General features: G+C 59.4%; 18 protein-coding genes, 1 tRNA gene and 1 CRISPR repeat array. Of the genes, 16 read left to right on the top strand and 3 right to left on the bottom strand.

What is annotated here, in order from left to right; translation table 11 throughout:
• Positions 1–15: 15 nt before the first annotated feature.
• Both V6584_RS01355 and V6584_RS01360 read left to right on the top strand, forming a co-directional pair.
• Positions 16–363 carry a hypothetical protein gene (locus V6584_RS01355; RefSeq protein ID WP_340468654.1) on the top strand — a complete coding sequence of 116 codons (348 nt, stop codon included), beginning with the start codon at positions 16–18 and terminating at the stop codon, positions 361–363.
• Between the two features lie 333 nt (positions 364–696).
• Positions 697–990: a hypothetical protein gene (locus V6584_RS01360; protein ID WP_340486120.1), complete on the top strand. Its 294-nt coding sequence runs from the start codon at positions 697–699 to the stop codon at positions 988–990.
• A 209-nt stretch (positions 991–1,199) separates the two neighbouring features.
• Here the strand turns inward: V6584_RS01360 and V6584_RS01365 are convergent, their stop codons facing one another.
• Both V6584_RS01365 and V6584_RS01370 read right to left on the bottom strand, forming a co-directional pair.
• Positions 1,200–1,919: a response regulator transcription factor gene (locus tag V6584_RS01365; RefSeq protein ID WP_404802580.1), complete on the bottom strand. Its 720-nt coding sequence runs from the start codon at positions 1,917–1,919 to the stop codon at positions 1,200–1,202.
• 222 nt (positions 1,920–2,141) lie between these two features.
• Positions 2,142–3,497 carry a sensor histidine kinase gene (locus V6584_RS01370; protein WP_340468656.1) on the bottom strand — a complete coding sequence of 452 codons (1,356 nt, stop codon included), beginning with the start codon at positions 3,495–3,497 and terminating at the stop codon, positions 2,142–2,144.
• Positions 3,498–3,949: 452 nt separating this feature from the next.
• Between V6584_RS01370 and V6584_RS01375 the strand changes: the two genes are divergently transcribed.
• Both V6584_RS01375 and V6584_RS01380 read left to right on the top strand, forming a co-directional pair.
• Entirely contained in the window at positions 3,950–4,903 is a 954-nt protein-coding gene (locus V6584_RS01375) for a DUF4190 domain-containing protein (RefSeq protein WP_340468657.1), read from the top strand.
• A gap of 297 nt (positions 4,904–5,200) precedes the next feature.
• Positions 5,201–5,833 (top strand): 4'-phosphopantetheinyl transferase superfamily protein, encoded by a 633-nt coding sequence (locus tag V6584_RS01380; protein WP_340486121.1) that lies wholly within the window; start codon positions 5,201–5,203, stop codon positions 5,831–5,833.
• Positions 5,834–5,987: 154 nt separating this feature from the next.
• Positions 5,988–7,908: a CRISPR direct-repeat array (repeat unit 29 nt; unit sequence GTGTTCCCCGCGTAGGCGGGGATGATCCC).
• A gap of 554 nt (positions 7,909–8,462) precedes the next feature.
• Here V6584_RS01380 and V6584_RS01385 read toward each other — a convergent pair.
• A tRNA-Gly gene (locus tag V6584_RS01385) sits at positions 8,463–8,536 on the bottom strand.
• A 562-nt stretch (positions 8,537–9,098) separates the two neighbouring features.
• Between V6584_RS01385 and V6584_RS01390 the strand changes: the two genes are divergently transcribed.
• The 12 genes from V6584_RS01390 (at position 9,099) to V6584_RS01445 (ending at position 24,912) form a co-directional block, all read left to right on the top strand.
• A complete protein-coding gene (locus tag V6584_RS01390) occupies positions 9,099–12,596 on the top strand; it encodes a CRISPR-associated endonuclease Cas3'' (protein ID WP_340486123.1) in 3,498 nt (1,165 codons plus the stop codon).
• A gap of 114 nt (positions 12,597–12,710) precedes the next feature.
• Positions 12,711–14,402 (top strand): type I-E CRISPR-associated protein Cse1/CasA, encoded by a 1,692-nt coding sequence (gene casA, locus V6584_RS01395; RefSeq protein ID WP_340468660.1) that lies wholly within the window; start codon positions 12,711–12,713, stop codon positions 14,400–14,402.
• Between the two features lie 34 nt (positions 14,403–14,436).
• Positions 14,437–15,192 carry a type I-E CRISPR-associated protein Cse2/CasB gene (gene casB, locus V6584_RS01400; RefSeq protein ID WP_340468661.1) on the top strand — a complete coding sequence of 252 codons (756 nt, stop codon included), beginning with the start codon at positions 14,437–14,439 and terminating at the stop codon, positions 15,190–15,192.
• A 107-nt stretch (positions 15,193–15,299) separates the two neighbouring features.
• On the top strand, positions 15,300–16,439 hold the full coding sequence (gene cas7e, locus V6584_RS01405) for a type I-E CRISPR-associated protein Cas7/Cse4/CasC (RefSeq protein WP_340486125.1): 1,140 nt from the start codon (positions 15,300–15,302) through the stop codon (positions 16,437–16,439).
• Complete coding sequence (gene cas5e, locus V6584_RS01410; protein WP_340468663.1) at positions 16,436–17,173, top strand: type I-E CRISPR-associated protein Cas5/CasD; 738 nt, start codon at positions 16,436–16,438, stop codon at positions 17,171–17,173. Before cas7e ends, cas5e begins: the two co-directional genes overlap by 4 nt.
• Positions 17,174–17,182: 9 nt before the next feature.
• Positions 17,183–17,872: a type I-E CRISPR-associated protein Cas6/Cse3/CasE gene (gene cas6e / locus V6584_RS01415; RefSeq protein WP_340468664.1), complete on the top strand. Its 690-nt coding sequence runs from the start codon at positions 17,183–17,185 to the stop codon at positions 17,870–17,872.
• A 27-nt stretch (positions 17,873–17,899) separates the two neighbouring features.
• The gene (gene cas1e, locus V6584_RS01420) at positions 17,900–19,123 is read left to right on the top strand and encodes a type I-E CRISPR-associated endonuclease Cas1e (RefSeq protein WP_340468665.1); all 1,224 of its coding nucleotides are present in this window, start codon (positions 17,900–17,902) and stop codon (positions 19,121–19,123) included.
• Complete coding sequence (cas2e, locus tag V6584_RS01425) at positions 19,117–19,497, top strand: type I-E CRISPR-associated endoribonuclease Cas2e (protein ID WP_340468666.1); 381 nt, start codon at positions 19,117–19,119, stop codon at positions 19,495–19,497. The genes cas1e and cas2e overlap by 7 nt, the downstream gene beginning before the upstream one ends.
• 191 nt (positions 19,498–19,688) lie before the next feature.
• A complete protein-coding gene (locus V6584_RS01430; RefSeq protein ID WP_340468667.1) occupies positions 19,689–20,366 on the top strand; it encodes a hypothetical protein in 678 nt (225 codons plus the stop codon).
• A gap of 210 nt (positions 20,367–20,576) precedes the next feature.
• Positions 20,577–20,846, top strand: a complete 270-nt coding sequence (gene rpsO / locus V6584_RS01435; RefSeq protein ID WP_340468668.1) for a 30S ribosomal protein S15 — start codon at positions 20,577–20,579, stop codon at positions 20,844–20,846.
• Between the two features lie 236 nt (positions 20,847–21,082).
• The gene (locus V6584_RS01440) at positions 21,083–23,932 is read left to right on the top strand and encodes a polyribonucleotide nucleotidyltransferase (protein WP_340468669.1); all 2,850 of its coding nucleotides are present in this window, start codon (positions 21,083–21,085) and stop codon (positions 23,930–23,932) included.
• 377 nt (positions 23,933–24,309) lie between these two features.
• The gene (locus tag V6584_RS01445; protein ID WP_340469691.1) at positions 24,310–24,912 is read left to right on the top strand and encodes a LemA family protein; all 603 of its coding nucleotides are present in this window, start codon (positions 24,310–24,312) and stop codon (positions 24,910–24,912) included.
• Positions 24,913–25,030: the final 118 nt, after the last annotated feature.

Raw genomic sequence — 25,030 nt, forward strand, 5'->3', positions numbered from 1 at the left:
AGAGAGGGGAACATGATGAGTGAATACAAGGACGGGGAGAACAAGGACACCGCTGGCGACGACGGCTCGGATGGCGAGGACAGGCGCCCGATCAGCTCCATGGCCATCGTCAGCCTGGTCATCGGCATCATCAGCCTGATAGCGTCCTTCTTCAAAAGCATCGACCTGGTGGCCATCTGCCTGGGTGCGATAGGTGTGATCTGCTCTCTTCTGGGCTTCTTCTTCGCCAGGAGCGGCGGCAGGCACAAGGGCAAGGTCATGGTCGTCTTCGGCCTGGTCATGAGCCTCCTGGCCATCGTCGTGGCCTTCTTCATGCACGGGGGGATCAACGAACCCTTCGTCATGCCGACTTTCCGGTTCTGACCGGTTCCGTCGGCGGTCTAAGGCGAGGCAACCTTGAACCCAGATTTGGATGGTCTTCGAAGAAGCGGATGACTCGGGTGGTTCCGGACTCCAAACGAGCTGCCAAGAGTCTCTGGTGCTGAGAAGGAATGTCTGGTAGTATTTGCCCCAACTTGGCAATACCCGTAGTGCGCTGGGCATTGCATGGTTCGATTCTGATAGGGGGAAGCCTTGAAGACAAGACTGCCAGCACTGGTTCTGTCGATTATGCTCGGGGTTGTTTCCCTCGCCGGATGCCGGGGTTCCACCCGCTCGGAGCCGAGTCTGGAAGATGTCAGCAGCAGATTCGCCGCAATGAAGAAATACGACCTGACCGGGGACGGCGATAAGGTGACCATTTCCGCCAAGAAGAAGGGTACCGTCTACCTCCTTGCGATGAGGCCGGACCTGCGCAAGGTGGATGCAGGGCGGTGCACCGTCGATGGCAAAGCCATGCGGTCCTCATCCTCTGACCTCAATTACCCGGCAGGACAGGGGAAGAACTTCTTTGCCTTTGCTGAGTCCTCAATCGTCGGCGGTGATCACGAGCTCGCCTGCACCCAGAGCGAGGGGACAAGGCTGTTGGTCCTGTTCGCGCCAGCTTCCTGATGGAATCTGCCCACAGTTGCTGATCAGGGGGTTGGTTTGCTCGGCCTCCTTCAATCCGACTTCCTGATGGGAGCGCCGTGTCCGTTGATATGGCATGGCAGTCATGCAACAGGACTGAAAACCGGCCGCCGCACGGGGCCAAGCCCGCACAAGCTTCTCGGGAGGGCCTGGTTCCAGCCGGCCAGGACCCGCACCGGCCCCCGCGCCCTTCAGTTGTCCAGATCGGCGCGTTCGACCAGACGGGCCAGTTGCACCCTTCCCATAGAGAGGGTCTCGCAGGCTGAGGAGAGGTGGGCCTTCACCGTCCGCTCGCTGATGTACATGTGGTCGGCGATCTCCTGGTTGGTCATTCCCCGGGCTGCCAAGAGGGCGGCCTGGCGCTCGCGCTCGCTGAGGGTGTCCAGGAGGGCGCGGGCTTCGTCACGTCTTGTCATGGGCTGACTGCCCGAGAGCCGGTGGATCAGCTGGCGGGTGCTGGCGGCATTGAACTGGGGCTCGCCGTGGCAGGCTCCGATGATCCTCTGGATGATTTCCTTGGGCGGATCGGTCTTCGATATGAAACCCTCTGCGCCTGCCTCCACGGCCTTTTCAATGGTCTGCGAGGGGCTCAGAGAGGTCAGGACCAGCACGTGCGGCGGCTGGTCCAGGCGGCGAAGGAGGCGGGTGGCCTCTATTCCGTCGCAACCGGGCATGGCCAGGTCCATGAGGACGACATCGGGTTTCTCCTGCTTGGCCTGTTCCACCGCGTCGGCGGCGTTCAAGGCCGTTGAGACCACCTTCACCCGGCCCTGGGAGTAATCATCGATGATGACTTGCATGGTCTGGCAGATCATCGGGTCGTCATCCACGACGCTGACTGCTATGGTCCTCTTACCGCCATTCTCGTCCACGTCCATGTGCGGGTCCCTGCCCGGCTGATCCTGCTTCATGCCCCCTATGTTACCCAGGCGGGCCGGAATGGGCGGCAGGCGGGGCGGTTCATCGGCAGACGGTCCGTCCGTTTTGTCGGCCCAGGAAGGGTCATCGGACCGGCGGGGGGGGGGAGCGGGGCGGAAATCATCCTGAGCGCCTTGAGCGGATGGGGCTCGATTCGGCGGGGCCCGGCCCGGTGTTGAATCCGGTGCGGCCCTATCTTCCGGTTGCCCCTCCGGTCACTCCTGGCGGGCGGCGATCTTGCGGAAGGGGAGGACCACGTCCAGATTGAACTGGCCATGACCATCCAGACCGAATGCGCACTGGCCCGAGCAGGCGGCCACCCTGGCCGTCAGGCCCTTGAGCCCATTGCCTCCGACGTGTTCCTGGCCCTGCGCCGGGGCGGTCCTGGGCATCGGGTTGGTCAGATGGACATGGACCCCCTGGTCCGGCAGGGCGGTCACCTCCAGGGAGACCGGCATCCCGGGCGCATGCCTGCGGGCGTTGGTCAGTCCCTCCTGGATGGTCCTGTAGGCCACCTTGCTCACGGCCGGGTCCAGGTCGCTCAGATTCTGCACGTCTATCCAGGTGTTCAGGGACATGCCGGTGTCCCGGCTCTCCCGGCAGATGTCATCCAGGGACTGCCTGGTCAGTGACGTCTGCGGGTCGGGCTGTATCTCCCGTATGACCTGGTCGGGGTGACGCAACATGTCGATCACGCTGTGGGTCTCGTCCAGGGCTCCGGCCGCCTGCTGACGTATGTCGTCGGCCCTCTGGGAGATGGCCTCCAGCGCCTTCCTGTGCCAGTCGTCAGGGCCGGCGGGCGATTGTGCCTGGGCCAGCTTGTCCGCCTCCACCTTGAGAGCGCTGGCGTTGAGGGCGATCAGGGAGAGGCTGTGCGCCAGGGTGTCGTGTGTCTCCACGGCGATGGCGTCGGCCACACGTTGGTCCCCCAGGCTGGCCTCCAGTTCGCTGCTACGCTCCCTGGCGGCGCTGGCCTGTGCTGATGCCTGTTCTGTGGCCGTGTGCATGTGTATGTAGATGCCGACGGCCAGTGCCAGGGCGAACATGACCGTCCACAGGGCCAGGCCGATAGGCAGGTGGTTGGGGGAAGGAGACCCTTTTACCGTGAAGAAGATCATGATGAAGGAGGTCCTGCCCGGCATCGACAGGTCGCGCCAGAAGGCGATGACGGTGGCCAGCGCCGACCATGAGCAGCACAGGGTCAACCTGTCCAGCCGTTTGCGCCGGGCCACCATGGAGGTCATCGTCATGAGGGCCGTCAGGGAGTCGAAGGCGAGCAGGGCTGAGGCCAGGCCGGCCACCAGGCAGGCGGCGTAGGGCTGCCGGTCCCGTCTGATGATGATCAGGGTGGGCAGGCAGGTGGAAACGATGAAGGAGACCACGCTCCAGAAGATGGGTATTTCGGCCTTGCGCTCCATCTGATAGCTGGCGATGCAGGCAGATTGGCCCAGGGCCGTCAGGGTGGCGCAGACGGACATGACGACCGTGCACCACAGGCGTGTGCGCACAGGCACCAGATCATCCGGGTCGGCCTGAACAAGTCTATGGGCGAAGGCGCGCAACCAGGTCATTCTCCACCCCTGTCTCTTCTCTCATCAGAACCGGTCCGGCGATGACACCCTGTCAGGACGTCTACCATGTCGGAGGTCGGGTCTTGCCATCGACATCTTCCAAGATTAAACGCATGTCCTCCCGCGCGTCACTGTCCCATCGGGTCCGTGTCCTCCTGCCCTCCTGCCCGAAAGGGCAGGTCGTTCGTCCCCTTCGTACACTTTCTTTCTGTGGTATCCTTCCTTAGGCTCGTATCCGTCGGCTGATGGGATTGTCGCTCAGCGGATGAGCGGTGAGTGAAGGAGTGCCTCCCCTCGAATCAGCTCGGTCCGGAAGGCAGTCAGACCGGGCTGTGCCCGACTGGGAGGTATTCACAGAGGCCCTCATACGACGACGGAGCGATGTCGCGTGCCATGAAGGCATGTGGCGGAGACCACGAAGTCAAGTGACAGAGAGATGAAGGAGTCATGTTATGAGTGATGATTACCAGGGCGGCAATGGCGGTTCTGACGTGAACGGGTCTGACGGTCCCGGCCGGTATCAAGACCCTGCTCAGGCGGGCGGATACGAGCGCTTCCAGGCCGGACAGCCTGCCCAGCCCGGCCAGGATGGCGGAACGCGGCAGTTCGCCACCGGCCAGCCCATTCAGTCCGGCCAGCCCATTCCACCTGCCCAGCCCGGTGGGCCCACTGGTCCTCGGCAGTATCCATCGCACGGGGAGCCGAACCGCCCGCAGGGGACGAGCGCCCTCGCAGTGAGCTCCTTGGTGCTGGCCATCGTGGCGTTCATCTTCTCCTTCATCCCCCTCATCAACATCGTGACATACATCCTGGGCGCCATCGCACTGGTGCTGGCCGTTGTCGGACTGTTCGTCACTGGGAAGAACCATGGCAAGAAGGGCAAGGGGATGGCGATTGCCGGGGTGGTTCTCTCCATCCTGGCCCTGATCATTCCTCTGGCCATGGGAGGCGGGTTGTCCAACAATTCGGATTCGCACTCCAAGAGCGGGTCCCCCTCGACATCCCAATCGGCTAAAAAGGACGCCTCCAAGGATACGGCCAAGGAGGACGATGCCGCGAAGAATGACGATGCGGCCAAGACCGATGACACGGCCAAGACCGACACGGACAAGCCCAAGGAGAAGACGATAACCCTCAAGGCCACCGCCACAGGCAATGCCACAGCCACCTATGGTCCTGCAGGGTCCTCCAGCCAGGACAAGTTCGAGAAGACCTGGCAGAAGGACATCACCGGGGACCAGGCCAATGAGATGCACAGCCTCATTGTCATGGGAGATGTGATGAACCAGGACCCCAACCAGAAGGTGACCTGCGACGTCCTGGTCAACGGTGAGTCCAAGGATCACAAGGAGGCCACCGGCTCCGCTGCCACTGTGACCTGCATGTCCCCCTTCACCCTGGGGTGACCCATGTCAGCCTGCATACCCCGCCGCTGTCGGGTAATTCCCACGGCAGCGTCGGGGTAGTGGGGTCGGCGGATGCTTCGGGATGATTCATGATCGCCTGTTCCGGAAGAATCCGGACGCTTCCTGGATAAGCGCCGTCGGAGGACCAGAGAATTTTCAGAGCCGGCCATTGATCGCCCCGCAGGCAGGTTCCGGCTTCCGATTTCCCGCAGCAATCAGCTTTTCCCCGGTTCCTCCACCCCATCTGTGCGAACCCGTGCACGATGGTGGAGGACCGGGGATGTCTATACTCGAATCATGCGATTGCCGTATGGGATGACAGAGGTGCTGGGCCTGGGCCACGACGTGGTGGATCTGGACGGCTTCTCCGAACAGCTGGCCCTGCCCGGGTCCCGCATGCACTCCCTTTTCTCTCCTCGTGAGCTCCGCCAGGCCGCCATGAGGGCTGAACTCAAGCATGACAGTGAAACAGCCCACCTGGCCGTGCGTTGGGCCGGCAAGGAGGCAGTGCTCAAGGCCTGGTCCCAGGCACTGGGTGACAGGCCCGCCCCCTATACCGTCGATGACTTCCCCTGGGCCGGCGTGGAGATACTGGACGACAGCCGCGGGCGGCCCGGGGTCCACCTGCGGGAGGATGTCCAGTCGGAGCTGATGGCGTCCGTGCGGTCCGGCATGGGGGAGCGGGCTTGCTTCGAGACGGACCGTAATGAGGAAATTGCGGGTGGATACTCCAATAATGAAGAGAACTGTCTCGATACAGGTTCTCACCATACGGTTTCTCGGCTTTCCCCGAATGAGTGGCAGTCTGAACAGTCGAAAGGGAATGCTGATGATATCGCTATGATTTGGCATCTATCAGTCAGCCATGACGGGCCTGTCGCTTCGGCCGTCGCCCTATTGTGCATAGAGCTGTTCAATGGACAAGAATGATCAGGTGCGCAGTCCTGTTGACACCGTGCTGGCAGAAACACTCGTGCAAGCGGATACGAAGATAATTACGGTAGCGGACACGCGATAACGCAAACTGAATAAGAACGGTGTTCGTGCCAATACCAAGGCCTTGCTATCATTGGGATTCGCAAGTGTGTTCCCCGCGTAGGCGGGGATGATCCCGATGTTGGGCTGCTCGATGTATCCGTAGATGAGTGTTCCCCGCGTAGGCGGGGATGATCCCGAGAATTCGCATTCGGACCTCCATGCGGCGGAGTGTTCCCCGCGTAGGCGGGGATGATCCCAGTCCACCGTGGCCGCCATCGACGCGGCCGGCGTGTTCCCCGCGTAGGCGGGGATGATCCTACTACCCGGCCGAGAACAGGGCTTTGCAGGAGGTGTTCCCCGCGTAGGCGGGGATGATCCCTCCCGTGATGCGAAGACCCTGGATGAGGCGAAGTGTTCCCCGCGTAGGCGGGGATGATCCCACGGCCAGGGACGGGACCGGCACGGCGTACGTGTGTTCCCCGCGTAGGCGGGGATGATCCCGGACGCGGACGCGGGGGGAAGGGGAGGCCGTGGTGTTCCCCGCGTAGGCGGGGATGATCCTGCCTTGCCGATTTTCTTGCCGAAGGAGTCGGCGTGTTCCCCGCGTAGGCGGGGATGATCCCGACAGAATCATAAACTCCACTTTCCTCGGCATGTGTTCCCCGCGTAGGCGGGGATGATCCCAACGAACCTATACCCAACCTGTTCTGCCTGGCGTGTTCCCCGCGTAGGCGGGGATGATCCCCACCTGGGCCAAGAGGCCCAGTGGAACGACGAGTGTTCCCCGCGTAGGCGGGGATGATCCTCAAAAACATGTGCCGGAACAATCATTCTTTTGGTGTTCCCCGCGTAGGCGGGGATGATCCCCGTATGGAGCTGTCACTGTTCCCTATGGATGTGTGTTCCCCGCGTAGGCGGGGATGATCCCTCGGCCGTCACGCTATGACGGCCGGCGTCCCAGTGTTCCCCGCGTAGGCGGGGATGATCCCTCGGCCGTCACGCTATGACGGCCGGCGTCCCAGTGTTCCCCGCGTAGGCGGGGATGATCCTGGTATAGACAGCACAGCAATGTTGGAAAACCGGTGTTCCCCGCGTAGGCGGGGATGATCCCTGGTCGGGGCATCTGACGGCCCAGTACCTGGGGTGTTCCCCGCGTAGGCGGGGATGATCCTTTCGCGGCTATGCCCGACAACGTGTCACCATTGTGTTCCCCGCGTAGGCGGGGATGATCCTTTCGCGGCTATGCCCGACAACGTGTCACCATTGTGTTCCCCGCGTAGGCGGGGATGATCCTTGAAAATCCCGTTTTCCAAAGCGTCCATGAATGTGTTCCCCGCGTAGGCGGGGATGATTCCAGGTTGTTGTGCCAACCCTTCTGGATTGCGGTGTGTTCCCCGCGTAGGCGGGGATGATCCCGGCCGGACCTTCCTGCTGGGCGACCGGTTCGAGTGTTCCCCGCGTAGGCGGGGATGATCCCTTTCTAGGAAATGGTTCATATGATATGATGTCGTGTTCCCCGCGTAGGCGGGGATGATCCCCCGGAACTCGAATCAACCATCCTCGAAGGGCTGTGTTCCCCGCGTAGGCGGGGATGATCCCTCGGCCGTCACGCTATGACGGCCGGCGTCCCAGTGTTCCCCGCGTAGGCGGGGATGATCCTTTCGCGGCTATGCCCGACAACGTGTCACCATTGTGTTCCCCGCGTAGGCGGGGATGATCCCGGGACTGAAGTGGGCAGGAAGACGGTGTTCAAGTGTTCCCCGCGTAGGCGGGGATGATCCCGCAATCGGGCGGCTGAGGCTCAGGGGGGATGTCGTGTTCCCCGCGTAGGCGGGGATGATCCCTTCGCCGGGCAGCTCAAGGACAAGCTCTCCAAGTGTTCCCCGCGTAGGCGGGGATGATCCCGACGCGTTCCCCTCCGCGGTGCTGGCGGCCCGGTGTTCCCCGCGTAGGCGGGGATGATCCCAGTTCCAGGAACTTCTTCGGGAACCGGTGGGAGTGTTCCCCGCGTAGGCGGGGATGACTCGACGGATAGGCTGTACTCGTCGCACGTCGACGAGGGTCCCCTCGCAAGGTCAGACCGACGTGGGGTGCCTATGCGGTTGTACCAGGATGTATGCTCTGCATATTGAAGTTGGACCAGAGGCGTTTTACTAATAGGTCCGTATGAAACGTAGCTTTTGATGTGGGCACAGGCCTTGCTCGGTTCCTCGGCCTCCCTGTTCTGGCTGCAAAGTAATTAAAGACGCAGGGCCTATCGCAACGCAGCGTATCGTATTTGAACAAGTCCATATCTCTTCATTTGCATATACAGGATGCGCCTGAGACCAGCATGACGATCACAGCTGGTATAGCTGCGTTCTTCAGCCTGTCCCGGATTCTATGATATGCAGATTCAGCCAGTTGTCGTTGATCTGACTGTCTTCATTCTCGTGTTCTGGGCACACGTATGCTCGCTTATTCACATGTCCTTTTATGTATCGATCTGGAATCTGAAAGTTGCGATACATAAGTGAATTGGCCTGGTTGTGAAATAAAAAAATGTATAATCCCCGAATCGGTTCCCAAAGCGTCCGATTTGTGGAGCGGGCGACGGGAATCGAACCCGCGTAATCAGTTTGGAAGACTGAGGCTCTACCATTGAGCTACGCCCGCAAAGCCGTTGGCTCGTTACAGAGCATACCACAAGGGTCGACTGGAAGGTCTGAGAGATGCCTGCCCATGCTTCACAGTTGGGTTTCGGCCCCTGCGAATCCGACGACCCGCCTGATATAGATAAGCTACGAAGGAGGGGAGGGGCAGTGCCATCATTCTCAGTTCGTTCAATCTTGCTGGTTGCTTTCCCGGCTTGCCTGTGTGACATTCATAGTCGTATCCCGGTCGATTGACTTTGCTTGGGCTGCATCAAGCTTGCACAAGAACCCATGTGATTGGAAGTGTTTACGCGTATGAGGCCGCCAACAGGCTCAGATTCTCAGTTTGAGGGGGGGGGTGAGGGTTCTTTAACGTAGAGCAGTCTGTGGAGCACTATGGTAAAGTCAGTATGAGCGACATGCCGTTTTCGTTATGCCGATTGTGCTCCCTGCATGACAGGGATGGTTTCTTTTCAGCTTGCGCAGCTTTCTTGATGACTCAGCCAAGCAATGTGATTTTTGACAGCATTCGACTGATTAATTTATATTTATATTTATGATGTAACTATACTTGATAAAGACGTATGGCAATGGCGGCAGAGATGGGTGGCATCGGATTGACGGATTCCCATAGTGACAAGGGCACGGATGATATCGTGCGAGAAGTCAGCGGAGTGGGGGATTTGGGCTTGTCCAAGCAGGCCATGTCAATCTGGGGCAAGACCAACCGGATCGACGAAACCGAGTGGCTTCCCCTCTACGTGCATATGAGCGATTCCGCTTCAGTGGCTGCCCGCCTTTGGGACGAATGGGCACCTGAGGGAACGCATGACGTGATCAGCCGGAATCTTCACGGTGATTCCGACCTGGCACGCAGGATCTTTATTTTCCTGGCCGGCGTTCATGACATAGGCAAGGCCACCCCCTTCTTCCAGATCACGCCGCTGACACACGCTTATGGCATGGGAGAGCTGTCTCTGAAGTGGAAGCCCGAAAGGGCTGGCCTCATCTTCCCCTTTGAAACGGTCAGCGGTGGCAACTTCCCCACCCATCCGGTTGCCGGACACCTCATCCTTCGCAAATACTTGGAGAATCGTCATCATTGGAAGGAGTCGGTGGCTGACTCATACGCTTGCATCGTCGGAGGCCATCATGGGCAGCCGCCAACCTACAGAGCACTTGGGAGAGAGGACCAAAACGAACGTTTGGGCTGGTTCGCAGGTCAAACCCGGACGACAAGCTGGGAAGACGTCCAAAATGAGCTCCTTGCTTTCGTGGCCGGACAAGCAGCCTTGACGGAAGCGGATTTTGCAAAACTGCGCACCGCACCGCTGGATATATACGCAGAAACCGTCCTGACGGGTTTGGTCATTATGGCGGATTGGATCGCCAGCAACTCCGACGACGACCTGTTCCCGCTCGTTCCTCTGAATGTGATGCAGCGTGACGATTCGACCCTGGCGCTGATCGACTCGGTCAAGACGAAAAAAGGGTTGGAAACCCGCCAAAAACGAGGGTGGAGCAATCTGAACCTTCTCCCCAAGTGGCAGCCTGACCATAAAAGGGTGGATGCGGATGAGCTCTTCGCCTCTAGATTCCATCTTCCCGAAGGCGCGACCGTGCGTCCGGTGCAGGCGGAGGCAGTCCGCCTGGCTCGTGATTCAAAAGCCCCAGGCATCATGGTCATCGAGGCTCCGATGGGGGAGGGGAAGACAGAGGCGGCCTTGGCCGCGGCAGAGGTGCTTGCCGAGAAAACAGGCAGGGGTGGTGTCTGCATAGCCCTACCCACCATGGCCACCACGGATGCCATGTTCGACCGTTTCATGGATTGGGTGAACAAGCTTCCGCAGTCTGACGAACGAGCGCAGAAGTCAATCGCCCTACGGCATGGCAAGGCGGCTCTCAACGAACACTTCAACCAATTAATACGGTCATCGAAGATTAGCCGAACTTCATCGGTATACGGCGAGGATGACGTTGAAGATCCACAGTCACTTGGGCTGCATTCAGGAAGATCTGGGCACACGCCTGAAGCTGTGGTCTCTGACTGGCTTCAGGGGCGTAAAAAGGGTGTTCTGGCCAACTTCTTGGTCTGCACCGTGGACCAGGTGCTCATGTCGGCCTTGGAGATGAAGCATGTCGTCCTGCGACAGCTCGCCCTGGTCAACAAGGTGGTCATCATCGATGAATGCCATGCCTATGACACGTATATGTTGGAGTATCTGATGCGTTCTCTGGAATGGTTGGGTGGTTTCCATACACCTGTCATTCTTCTGTCGGCCACCCTGCCGTCGATGCTGCATGACCAGTTGGTTGAAGCTTATATGAAAGGCTACCGGGCTTCCGCAGGGCCGAATGACAATATGGCCGACATTTCCGACTGTGACCGGGAAAGGGCGGAACTGGCTGAAAAACTCACTCACAAGGACTCGCCAAAGACCGAGGAAGATTTCTTAAGACTGGCGCAATTGAACTCATCTTCATCACAGGGACGGCTCGCTGAAACCCCTCCTGAGAGGGTCCTTGAGGTGGATTGTGATGGACTTGGACCTGACCCAATCCGCAGACGGGAACCTGACAAGGAGGGCGTAAAGACCCCCGGACCGGTCGACAATGATCTGGACAGGTACCCCCTGATCACCTATACGGATGGCCCGACGGTAAAGACAAGCCAGATCCCGCCCTCCGGGCGGAAGACAACCGTGGAATGTCATGTCATGGCCGATGATGATGAATCCCTCGTCGCCCTTATCCAGAAGCAACTGGGTGGAGGGGGTTGCGCCGGCGTCATCTGCGATACGGTAGGCCGTGCCCAGCATGTGGCGGATACCCTGTCCGAGGTCTTCGGCGGGGAGAGGGTCAGGCTCACGCACTCCCGCTTCATCGACGTGGATCGAATGGACAATGAGGTAAATCTACGCGAAAAACTCGGTCCCTCTTCCACTGTGGCTGACGGTTCTAGACCAGATTTCATGATTGTAGTAGGCACGCAGGTGCTTGAACAATCATTGGACATTGATTTCGACATTATGGTCACTGATGTTGCTCCTATTGATCTTCTGCTTCAACGCATGGGCAGGCTCCACCGCCACCAGCGTGGTGTCGGTGAAGTCGACAGGCCGGTATGTCTACACAAGGCCAAGTGCTATATACGCGGTATAGAGTCCTGGCAGGAAGACGGTCCGATGTTCTCGAAGGGCATCGATTACGTCTATCAACCCGCAACGCTCTTGGAAGCCCTGTCGGTTCTCTCGTTGGTGTCGGCTGATGCCTTCTTGACGCTTCGGCTCCCTGGGGATATAGCCCATTTGGTCAGGACGGCTTACGAGAAGGATAGGGTAAGACCACTTATTCCTCGTCCCTGGCTGCGACGTCATGAGGTTCTTTCGGAGAAAAAAACAAAACATGACCAAGATGAAAAAGATAAGGCGCATGGTTACCTTATGCGGGATTCGGCGTTCTGCCTGAATAATAAATGCACCACGATCGATCTCTTCGACCGGACCATGAAGAGCGGCGACGAGGCAAAGGCCAGACAGGCCGTCCGGGACACTCAGGATTCTGTTGAGGTCCTCCTGCTGCGTCGGTGCGGTGACGATTGCCGCCTCCTGCCCTGGGTTGGCGGAAAGGGGGTTCCGTATGGGGCGAAGGTGCCGATGAAAGATGTCCCTTCCAGCCCTCTGGCCCAGGAGGTGCTCAGATCCGCTGTCAACCTTCCTTATTCAATGAGCCTTCCCAAAGACATTGACGGGTTGATTGCGGAGTTGGAGGATAATTCCGCCGAATGCGCCCAGGCATGGCACCAATCAGCCTGGCTTGATGGGTGCCTTCCGATTCTGATGCATGAGCAGGGGGCAGAAGAGGGCGAAAACGGTGTTGACGGTAATGGGAATTGCGGTGGACAGGCTGGAATGCCGGGGAAGGCCGGTGCTTCTCCGCCCTCGGCCGCCGATGAAGGGGCGGAATGGGAGAAGGTCTTCGTTGCGGACATTCACGGCTTCCATCTCACCTACTCACGTAGACGGGGTCTGGAGGCGACCGCAGACAGGATGACTGAGGATGGGGAACATGGTGGGAAATAAGCGGGGAGACAGGGGAGAAAGACATCGACAGACGGATGTGTGTCTCCTGATCAAATGCTATGGTAAACGTTGGAACCTTGTAAACAGCGATGTTTTCCAGGGGGAAGGATATCGATGATCAACACTGGCGGAGAAGCGACGAAGGAGGACGACTACAACCTTCTGGACAGGCCCTGGGTGAACGTCACCTACACTGATGGCCATGTCTGCGAGGTGTCGTTAAAGACCCTTCTTCTTGATGCGCATCTCATACGTGAGATTTCCGGAGATATGCCCCAGCAGACCCTGCCCATACTGCGTACGGCCCTGGCCGTGCTCTACAGGGCTTACGGAAAGGATCACCACGGGCTGGCGGAGAAGGGTGACAACAGTGTCCTCATGAGTTATTGGAAATTCATCTGGGACTCCGGGCGGTTCGATCAGGGAATCCTGAAGGAATATCTCGATGAGTTCCATGACCGTTTTTACCTGTTCGACAGTGAAAACCCCTTCTACCAGACACCAGGTCTGGAGTATTACGCAGGGAAAGGGGAGTACGAGGGCATTGGAGAGCTGATTGCTGATGTGCCCAAGCCCGAGAAATTTCTCTTTTCTATGCGCGCGAAGAATGAACTGGACTCGGTCTCTTCGGCTGAAGCTGCTCGCTGGCTTCTCTTTTTCCAGGCTTACGACATTGCGGGTAACAAGCCAGCGGTAGTAGGTGAGACCCATAGTCATAAAAATAAAGTTGCTGCTCCTCATTCCAGGGTGGGCACAGGATGGCTTGGGGCATTAGGCGGCATTTATCTCGAAGGGCCGTCTCTTTTCCATACGCTCATGCTGAATTGGGCACTGGTCAATCCCCAAGCCAAGGAGGAAAGCGATCGCTGGTTCGGGAATTCCAAGGACCTGGCTCCCTGGGAGAGGAAGGCCCCTGGTCCGGATATGAATCTTGACTACCGACCAACTGGCGTGGTTGACATGCTCACCCTCCAGTCCAGGCGTGTACGTTTGATTCCCGATAGGTCGAAGACTCGTGTGGTGGGAATAATCAAATGCTATGGAGACTGCATCACGGCCGAAAACATGGATGGCATGGAACCTATGACCGCGTGGCGAAAAGGAAGCCGGCGGCGGGCAACACCTCCTTATTTACCGGCCACATTCACCTCTGGTAGGGCCATCTGGCGTCAGCTACAGTCAATCATCAGCACAGGTGACGATAACGATGTCGACGACTTGAGACCCGGGGTAATTAAATGGGTGGAGAAGTTGCAGAAGGCGGACCAGCTGAGCGGTTCCCAAATCGGTGATATGTTGCAGGTCGCCCGTATCCACGTACAAGGGATGACTTATGGGAAAATGAACGGTTGTTATGAAGACGCAATCGACGACTCTATTGATGCGAACCTTCAGCTTTTGCATCACGATGCCTCTGCAGTAGTCGCAGTAGTTAAGGTGGTAAAAGGAACCGAGAAAGCGGTTGGAAGCCTGGCTGATTTTGCCAAAAAGGTCGAGGAATGCTCAGGAATGTCTAGCAAGAAGGGGAAGGCAAACACAATTTCGAACCGTACCAAGGAAGAAGCATACTCGGTTTTGGATGATTTCTTCAGGCAAAAGATTGCTGATATTACTTCTGATACTCCTGTCGAGGAATATCGGGAAGACTGGATATTGGCGATATTCAGCATTCTATGGAATCTGGCTCGGGGCATTGTGGAACAGTCGAATGCTCCCTCTTTTGTGGTCAAGAGACAGGGCACGAAACAGCCCCAGCTGCTTCTGAATGATTTACATTCTGATTTGAAAACGGATTTGAAGTTATGAGCAAGTTTTGTCCTTCGGGACAGGAGGTTCAATAATGGTCCGGCCCACGGAAACAATAGCTACCAAAGCAATGCCATCTTTTGCTACTAAAAGGAAGGCAGTTGGCCGGTTTGTAGAAAAGAAGATTGAAAAACTGCAAGATGATTATACTGCGAACACCCCCGCGGGTTCGCAGGCAAAGGCTCATTTGGCTATACTGCGTCATGGCTTTCTTGATCAGCGTCTTGGTTGGCTCAACGTCGGGTATGACCTATTTGAAGGCTGGCCGACTGCTGAGTTGGGAGTGCTGGTGGATGAAGATAATCAAGTGACAACCGCCGCAGTGAAAGCGGTTAGCATAGCATTGCAAATGTATGCTATTCATCAGCAGTCGAAATCGACTGGCATGGCATGGTTCGCTGAAGTGGGGAATCAGTCTGGTGCAGATATGTCAGAGGACCAGTTCGGCCGTGAAATCACCAAGGAGAGAGGTGCCGCGTACGGGGCATGCACTCATAGTTTCGGCTATGACTGTCATGTTGTAGATAGTATTTTAGATAAGAAGGTCAACCATTATTGTTTGAAGATGCTCCAGCGCATCGAAGACATGCCCAGTTTCACCGGGATTGAGCATAACCTGTGGTCTCTGATCAAGCTAATGCGATCACATGATGTGGAGCTGGACTACAACCAATTCTCCCAGGACCTTTTCGACCTTCAGTTTCCGTCGGTCCGTTCCTCTGTTTTCAGCCGGTGGTCTCGGCAATATTTCGGGACTTCCATCGATGAATCTGATGGTGGAAAGCAGTAAATCGCGCAGGGGCGGCCAATAGCCGTTGAGGACTCAGCAGGTCAACAAGAGCGGATCCACCTTGTGACCAAGAATTCAGAGAGCCATTCTTAGAAGGAGGAATGACAATGTTCATCGATGTGTATGCAGTGCAGAATGTCCCACCAAGCAATATCAACCGAGATGAGACGGGCAACCCTAAAACGGCCCAGTACGGTGGAGTTCTGCGTTCCCGCGTTTCCAGCCAGGCATGGAAACGTGCCATGCGGGATGAATTCAAAAAACTGATGTCGGAGGGGGAGCTGGGCATCAGGACCAAGATGGCCGTCCAGCTCATCACCGAGGCAATGGTGGACGAAAGGCCTGAATCAGCTGACGAAGCCGAGAAGTATGCAATCGGCGTTCTCACGGCGACAGGCGTAAAGATCTCTCCCTCCTCCCGCGCAGGTGCCGCCCAAGGCAAGCAGGAGACCCAATACCTGATTTTCATCACAAAAGGCGAAATCGATAAACTCGCCCATATAGCACTGGAGTGGATGGACCGGGGCCATGCTCTCAAGAAGGTTGATGCTGCCATGAAGACGGAAGTGGCAGCAGTCTTCCATGGCGTACAGGCCCTGGATATCGCTCTTTTCGGCCGTATGCTCGCTAACGCCCCTGATTTGAACACGGATGCCAGTGCCCAGGTGGCCCACTCCATCTCGGTCGATGCAATCAAACCTGAATATGATTATTTTACTGCTCTTGACGATTGTGCTGAAGGCGACAATGCGGGCGCAGCCATGATCGATTCGGCCGGTTTCAACTCATCAACGCTCTACCGCTACGCCAACGTCAACCTTGACTCTTTGAAAGAGCAGTTGGGCGACACACAGGCCGCCGCCAAGGCAGCGTCCCTCTTCGTCGAATCCTTTATCCGGTCCATGCCCACCGGCAAGCAGAATTCCTATGCGAACAGGACCCTGCCTGAAACTTGCATCGTTGCTTTCAGAAAGGAGCAGCCGATCAACGCGGTTGCAGCCTTCGAACAGCCTGTAGAGGCCCAGGATGGTCGGTCCATATCCGACGTGGCCAGCAGGAGGCTGGTGGAGGAGCTCAAGAAGATTCAGGATGCCTATGACCAAGAACCCCAGGCGGCTTTCGTCGTCTCCACGAATCTGTCGGAGGATGATATAGACGGCGTGGCGCGGCCGGTTGACCTGCGTGAGCTCAAGACGCTTGTGGAGCAGGAAGCAAAAAGTGAATTGGGCGGTCAGGAGGGAGCATGAGCGTACTCCTCTTGAAACTGGCGGGCCCCCTGCAGTCATGGGGGAGTTCGTCCCGTTATGTGCGCCGGAGCACCCAGAAGGAACCCACCAAGAGTGCCGTCATAGGTCTCCTCGCTTCAGCTCAAGGCCGCCTGCGAGGGGATGGCATCGAAGACCTCCTCGATTTGAGTTTCGGCGTCCGGATCGACCAGCCAGGCACCCTTGTCAACGACTTCCAGACTGAGCATCCGAGTAAAGGTAAGCCCATGCCTACAACGAACCGCTACTATATGTCTGACGCGAAATATCTGGTCGGTCTGGGTGCCGACGATGCACTGCTTACAGGTCTGGATGACGCACTCAGACATCCTCGCTGGCCCCTCTTCTTGGGCAGGCGGTCCTGCCCCCCTGAGTATCCGGTCTCACTGGGACTGCAACCAGGCGATTCCGTGATTGAGGTTCTCGAGAAGCACGGATGGATCGCCGCCCCGTGGTACAAGCGCAGACATCCAGGGTGTCAGTTGGAGGTCGTGTGCGATGCGGGGCTCGGTTCTGATGCGGAGCAGGGGGTCCCGGAAGGCGTCATCTCCTCCCAGGCTGATATTCCTCTGAGTTTCGGAGCCAGCCGCAAGTATGCATTCAGGGCGGTGAACAGGTACAGAATACCTAATCCGGATGGGGCAGCCCCTGATGGTGGTTCCAGACCGGGCAGAGACCGCCCGGACTTTGACCACGATCCGATGTCTTTCTTTTAGGAGCGAAGCATGTATATATCCCGTGTGCCGTTGAACATGGCACGGTATGAGACTCGGAGGTTGATTGCCTCGCCGTACAAGACCCACGCCGCCGTGGAGAAGTCCTTCCCCCCTGCCGCCGTGAGGCGGGGCGAGGATGGCCGTATCTTATGGCGGCTTGACTTTTCAGCCGACGGCAAGTCCACCTGGCTCTATGTGGTCAGTCCCGAGAAGCCTGACTTCACCCACATCGCCGAGCAGGCTGGGTGGCCCACCAGGCCCAGCTGGGAGGTCAAAGACTATGAGCCCTTATTGACGCACCTGGTCAAGGGGCAGGAGTGGGCTTTCAGGCTCAGGGCCAATCCGGTCAGGCAGGTATCTGAGGATAAGGGGCGTAGGCCCAGGCCAGAGGTCATAGGCAAGTTGGAGGGCCATGTAACAGTCGGCCAACAACTGGAGTGGATGGTCAGGAAGAGTTCGATGAGCGGTTTCGAAATCATCGGGCAGGGCGATGAAGGAAGCCAGTTGTCCTGCACCGTTTCACAGCGCCGGACCGAACGTTTCGACCATGGTTCGGCTCCCGTGACCCTGGTGACCGCACAGTTCGATGGTCTACTGCGTGTGGTCGATGCGGAAGCCTTCCAGAGGAGTCTGAGGCAGGGCATCGGCAGGGCCAAGAGCTTTGGCTGCGGTCTGCTTACAATAGCCCCGATTCGCTGAAGGCCATGGTTCAGTATGGTTGACGGGATGCCGAAGCCCGGATCTGAATTCGGAGACGGTCCTTTTCCTGAAACCGGGAGCGCCGCGGAGAGGGGGAGAGGGGTCGACGACCAGGTCAATCCTCAAACCGTCTCCTCGCAGGCCCCGGATGGGTCTGACGCGGCGCGCAAGCCCGGACGGGCCGGGATATCCGGCAGCCCTCCTCCTGAACTGGGCGAGTTGGTCAGGGTGGAGGACAGGCTTTCCTTCGTCTACTTCGAGCACTGCATAATCAACCGGGAAGACAACGCCATCACAGTGATGGACGATTCCGGGACCATCCACCTCCCAGCCGCGAATCTGGGAGTTCTCATGTTGGGTCCTGGCACCAACATAACCCATCAGGCCATGGTGGTGGCGGGCGAGAACGGAGCCACCGTGGTCTGGGTGGGGGAACGTGGCGTAAGGATGTACGCATTCGGCCGCCCATTGACCCATTCTTCTGCCCTTCTGCAGCGACAGGCTGCCCTTGTTTCGAACACCCGGAAACGTCTTGGGGTGGCGAGGGCCATGTACCAGATGAGGTTCCTGCACGAGGATGTCAGCGCTTGCACCATGCAACAGCTAAGAGGGCGTGAGGGAGCGAGAATCAGGCAGGTTTACAGGCACTGGTCAACGTTGACCGGGGTCCCCTGGGATAAAAGGACATACGACCATGAGGATTTCGACGCCGGGTCGGAAATAAACAAGGCCCTGTCTGCGGCCCACACCTGTCTGTATGCGATTGCCCACTCGGTGATCGTGGCCTTGGGATGCTCCCCGGGTCTCGGTTTTGTGCATGTGGGTCACGAGAGGTCTTTCGTCTACGACGTCGCCGACCTCTACAAGGCGGAGATCTCCATTCCCGTCGCCTTCCGGACGGCGGCGCAGGAGCCCGATGACATCGGCTCGGCCACCCGTCGTGCCATGCGTGATGCCGTCTACGACCTTTCACTTATGAAGCGCATGTCCAGGGACATCCCAAGCCTTTTGGGGGCGGCCACAGTCACGGATACAGCTGGGGGTGACGGTGACATGGACCATGTCGGACTGTGGGACGAAAAAGTCGGTGAGGTCCCCGCCGGCCGTTCATATGCGGGAGCCGATGCAGGTCCTGATGGTGTCATGGGCCATGGTTCTCGCCATGATTTCCCCAACGGGGCGGATGCATATGCAGGCCCGGATGTCAATGAAGACGACTTGGACGATCAAGGCTGGGATGACCAATGGTAGTTATAGTGCTGACGGCTTGTCCGGCAGGGCTCAGAGGGGATTTGACCAGGTGGCTCTTGGAGATTTCCGCAGGCGTCTTCGTGGGCCATATCAGCGCCCGGGTCCGCGATCGTCTGTGGGAGCGTGTCAAGGGGCAAATCAAAAACGGCAGGGCCATCATGGTCTACTCGGCCCGCAATGAGCAGTACCTTGCCTTCAAGGTTCATCGGGCCGACTGGGACCCTGTGGATTGCGAGGGCCTGGAGCTCATGAAACGCCCTCCATCCGGCCACGTGCATGGGGCCGGGAGCGAGCGTGGGGGCAGCAGATACAGGGGCTGGAGCAAGGCCAGCAAGTATCGAAGGGCTCGGAAATTCACTGCACGGCATGGATGAATGCCCGCCGATGACGTTGTGCTCGCTTCCTCAATCCTTCAGTGGATATAAACTTGGCTGGGTACGTCAAGCGGGAAAAGGTCGGGTGATGAAGAACTATGTCGGGTTATGGCAAGGAGGTTCCCTCCTCGTTTTCAACAGATGTAGCCAGTGATTCATCTGACGAGATAGGTGCTTCGAAAAGCACTGACATGGCTTCCGATTTCAGGACCGGAAGACCGGAAGAGCCGTCGGCCTCGAGGGAAACCGACAAACAGGTTTCCGCCCACCCCGAAGCGACGATCGCGGATTCCCGTTACTCCTTGGCGGACATAGAGCGCAGACGAGCGAGGCCGGTCCGGTGGGTGGTCTTCCTGATTGCGGTCCTGGCCGCCATCGTCATACCGTACGGGTACGGGCGCTCGCTGGCCATCAACCACACCCAGGAGGTCCTGCGTTACGTCAGCCCCCTGGACCCGCGCGGCATCGCGGTGATCGCCTGGTCGGTCACCCTCCTGGCCTTCGTCGGGATCGGCATGTCCGTCATCGAGTCCCGCTCGTGGTTCTGGAGGGTGGTCTTCGTGGTCGGGCTGGCCGCCGAGCAGATGATAGCCGGTCTCTGCCTGCTCAAGTTCAACTTCTGGTACGGCACCTTCGTCGTCTACCATCATCAGGCCATACTGGCCAACGCCGCCAACCTGGGCATCATAGCGGCCGGTCTGGGCGTGGCGGTCTTCGCGGTCCTCTTCGTGGCCATCCTGGTCTGCGTCAAGAAGGACTCCCGTTGGAACTCCCTGACCCACAGCTGGTCAGCCCTGACCATGTTCTTCCTGATCGAGCTGGCCGCCATCGCCATCGTCCTCTTCGGCGGCCTGATCAACGCGGTCTGAAGGCCTCTTCCCCATCTGGGGTGGACGGGGGCAACCGGGGCCCCACCGCCGTGCGGATCCGGCCTGTGCCTCCGGCGTCTTCCATATCGCATGCTTCCATCTGCGTCCACGGGCGGTGTATACTTGATGTTTGGCGTATTTCGCCCGCGGATTGAGAGCGCTTCAGCATTGGGCTGGTGCACCGCGAAACGAAGAGAAATCGGAGGAGCCGTGGCACTCACGAGTGAGCAGAAGCAGGCCATCGTCAAGGAATATGCGACCCATGAGGGCGATACGGGTTCCCCCGAGGTTCAGGTTGCCCTGCTGAGCAAGAGGATTTCCGACCTGACCGAGCACCTGAAGGTCCACCAGCACGACCACCACTCACGTCGCGGCCTGCTGCTGATGGTCGGTCACCGTCGCCGGCTGCTGGACTACCTCAAGAAGGTGGACATCAACCGTTACCGCTCCCTGGTCGAGCGTCTTGGACTACGCCACTGAAAGAATGCTTCCGCCCGGGCCTTTGCGCTCGGGCGCTTTTGCATGCCGGGATTGAAGTCAGATGATGATCGGATAGGTAAAGAACGGTCGGAGGGGTCCGGAATGGGGAAACCGGTCAGGGGACCGGGTCCGAAAGCTTGGGCCTCTCCCAGCACGCGGTCAGGTAAACCGCGAACGGCATGCATGAGAATGATGAAGTGAATAGGAAATTAAGAAGTCAACAAAGGAGGAACCCTATGGAGGGTCCCGAAATACAGGCTGTAGAAGCCACCATTGACAATGGTTCATACGGCAGGCGCACGGTGCGCTTCGAGACGGGTCGTCTCGCCCAGCAGGCGGATGGGGCAGTAGCCGCCTATCTTGATGATGATTCGATGGTCCTTTCGACCACCACCGCCGGATCCAGCCCCAAGGAGAATTACGACTTCTTCCCGCTGACTGTCGACGTCGAAGAGAAGATGTACGCCGCGGGCAAGATCCCGGGTTCCTTCTTCCGCCGTGAAGGCCGCCCCTCGAACGAGGCCATCCTGGCCTGCCGTCTGATCGACCGCCCCCTGCGTCCCCTCTTCCCCCACACCCTGCGCAACGAGGTCCAGGTCGTCGAAACCATCCTGGCTGTGAACCCGGACGATGCTTACGATGTGCTGGCCCTGAACGCCGCCTCCGCCTCCACCCTGATCTCCGGACTGCCCTTCGAGGGGCCGGTCTCGGGTCTGCGCCTGGCCCTGATCGATGGCCAGTGGGTCGCCTTCCCGCGCTGGAGCGAGCGGGAGCGCGCCGTCTTCGAGCTGGTCGTGGCCGGCCGTGTGGTCGCTGACGGGGATGTCGCCATCGCCATGATCGAGGCAGGTGCCGGCGCCAATGCCTGGAACCTCATCTACGACGAGGGCCAGATCAAGCCTGATGAAGAGGTGGTGGCCCAGGGTCTGGAGGCCGCCAAGCCCTTCATCAAGGTCCTGTGCGAGGCCCAGGAGGAGCTCAAGGCCAAGGCCGCCAAGCCGACCAAGGAGTTCCAGCTCTTCCCCGAATACACGGACGCCCTTTATGACCGCATCGACCAGGTGGCCCATGCCGACCTGGACGAGGCCCTCTCCATCGCCGAAAAGCTGCCCCGTCAGGAGCGCATCCACGAAATCAAGGAGAAGGTCCGCGAGGCCCTGACCTATGAATTCACGGACATGGATGATGCCGAGAAGGACAAGGAACTGGGCAATGCCTTCAAGGAGCTCCAGCGCCGGATCGTCCGCCGCCGGATCCTGACCCAGGATTACCGCATCGACGGACGCGGCCTGCGCGACATCCGCACCCTGTCCGCCGAGGTCGACGTGGTCCCCCGCGTGCATGGTTCCGCCCTCTTCCAGCGTGGCGAGACCCAGGTTCTGGGCGTGACCACGCTGAACATGCTGAAGATGGAGCAGACCATCGACGCCCTGTCCGGTCCGTCGACCAAGCGTTACATGCACAATTACGAGATGCCCCCGTATTCGACCGGTGAGACCGGCCGCGTGGGCTCCCCCAAGCGCCGTGAGGTAGGCCATGGGAACCTGGCGGAGCGTGCCCTGGTTCCGGTCCTGCCCAGCCGTGAGGAGTTCCCCTACGCCATCCGTCAGGTCTCCGAGGCCATCGGTTCCAACGGGTCCACCTCGATGGGTTCGGTCTGTGCCTCCACCCTCTCCCTCCTGGCCGCCGGCGTGCCCCTGAAGGCCCCGGTCGCGGGCATCGCCATGGGCCTGGTCACCGGCGAGGTGGACGGCAGGCCCACCTACAAGACCCTGACCGACATCCTTGGCGCCGAGGATGCCTTCGGTGACATGGACTTCAAGGTGGCGGGAACCTCCGAGTTCATCACCTCCCTCCAATTGGACACCAAGCTGGACGGCATCCCCGCCAGCATCCTGTCCGCCGCGCTGCAGCAGGCCAAGGAGGCCAGGAACACCATCCTGGAGGTCATCGACGAGTGCATCGACGGCCCGGCCGAGATGAGCCCCTATGCACCGCGCATCATCACCACCAAGGTCCCCGTGGACAAGATCGGCGAGGTCATCGGGCCCAAGGGCAAGATGATCAACCAGATCCAGGAGGAGACCGGGGCCGATGTCTCCATCGAGGACGACGGCACCGTCTACATCGCCTCCGAGGGGGGCGAGGCCGCCAACAAGGCCAAGGAGATCATCGACCAGATCGCCAACCCGCACATCCCCGAGGCCGGTGAGACCTATACGGGCAAGGTGGTGAAGACGACCAGCTTCGGCGCCTTCATCAACCTGACCCCCGGCACGGACGGCCTCCTGCACATCTCCCAGATCCGCAACCTGGCCGATGGCGAGCGTATCGACGCCGTCGAGGACGTCCTCCAGGAGGGCGACACCGTCGAGGTGGTCGTCCAGGGCGTGGACGACAGGGGCAAGATCTCCCTGGCGGTGCCCGGGTTCGAGGATCAGGAGGCGGCCGGCGGCCGCGGCGGCCGTGACCATGGTGACCGGCACGAGCGTTCCGAGCGTCGTGACCGTGGCGACAGGCACGAACGTGGGGAGCGCCGTGAGCGTTCCGAGCGCACGGACAGGCCCAGCCGCAGGCATGACGACAGCGGCGACGGCCCCGTCCGCGAGGACGACGACTATCGTCCGCGCAGGGCATCCAGGGGCGGACGTTACGAGGACGATGGGGCCGAGGAGCGCGATGAGCGCCCCCGCCACCGCCGTGAGCGTGACAGCCGGGTGAGCGAGGACCTGGAGGAGGACGATCGGTTCGAGGAGGATCCTCGTGGCGGCCGTCGGCTCCAGCATTCCGCCCGCCGTCCCCGCATAGAGGATGAGGACCGTCCGGTCCGCTCCACCCGCCGGGAGGATGACGACCGTCCGGTCCGTTCCGAGCGCCGCCGTTCCGACAGGACCGAGCACGCCGACAGGTCCGGCCGTTCCGAGCGCCGTTCCGGTGGTCGGGGAGGCTACCGGGGCCGTCGGGAGAACCCGCGCTATGCCGCCGATGAACATTACGACGAGTACCGCGCCGACCGTGAGGAACGCTCCGAGCGCCCCCGCCGTCGTGTCCGCCGGGACTTCGACCCCTTCGACAGCGAGGACTGACGCCGGTCGGCAGGTTTCCACAATGCGGACTTCATCTGTGAAGATTCCCAAGTGGGCTCCCTGCTGATACCTGCTTTCCGGGCCCTGCACGCTCCTGCGTGCAGGGCCTTCGCCTTTTCCGGAAAGGATCCACGTGGAGGCGACGGAAGCCAGCCGTCCCGGCCTGGGGGAGCTTGTGCACGAGGGATTCGGCCATCCGCTCGGCGCCTTCCGGCCTCAAGGCCTGGCCGCACTCTTCTGCGCATCCACCTGCATGCATGTCGGGCATCTGGGAAAAATAATGTGAATTGTCCACGGTATATGGATGTGTGCATAAAAAATGACCGGTAGGTTGTTGGTTGCACTATTTTCATGAGACAATTAAGTTCATGGAACATATGAATCCTTGGGTGGTCGCACTCATCATCGTCCTCGTCGTAATCGTCCTTCTGATCCTGTGGGGCATTGCCACTTACAACACCTTGGTCTCCCTGCGCAACAGGGTGGCCAACGGGTGGTCCCAGATCGACGTCCAGCTCAAGCAGAGGTCCGACCTGGTCCCCAATCTGGTCCAGACCGTCAAGGGGTACGCAAGCCATGAGTCATCGGTCTTCGAGGAGGTGGCCCGTGCCAGGGCCGGTGCCACCCAGGCGGCTGCCGCCTCCAACGCCGATCCGGGCGATCGGCAGGCCATGGTTCAGCGGATCCAGGCCGAGAACAAGCTGGGACAGTCCCTGGTCAACCTGATGGCAACTGCTGAGGCCTACCCAGAGCTCAAGGCCAACCAGAACTTCCTCGACCTTCAGGCACAGTTGAAGGAACTCGAGCAGAAGATCGCCTACGCCCGCCAGTTCTACAACGACGTGGCGCAGAAGTTCAACATCAAGATCGAGTCCGTGCCCAGCAACATCATCGCCGGCCTCTTCAATTTCCAACAGGTTCAATTCTTCCAGGCGGACGAGGCCAGCCGTCAGGCCCCCCAGGTCAACTTCGGCGGCTGATCGGGGAGGTCCACTGGCAGGCGGCCAGTCATGTCGTGTCGGATTCGCCGGGTGGTGCAGGGCCGGGTCGTGGCCCTGCACCACCCCGGCATGAGGAGGGTGTATGGACGGGGAGTAC

The sequence above is a fragment of the Bifidobacterium favimelis genome, from assembly GCF_037963085.1.
GTDB classification, from domain to species: Bacteria; Actinomycetota; Actinomycetes; order Actinomycetales; family Bifidobacteriaceae; genus Bombiscardovia; species Bombiscardovia favimelis.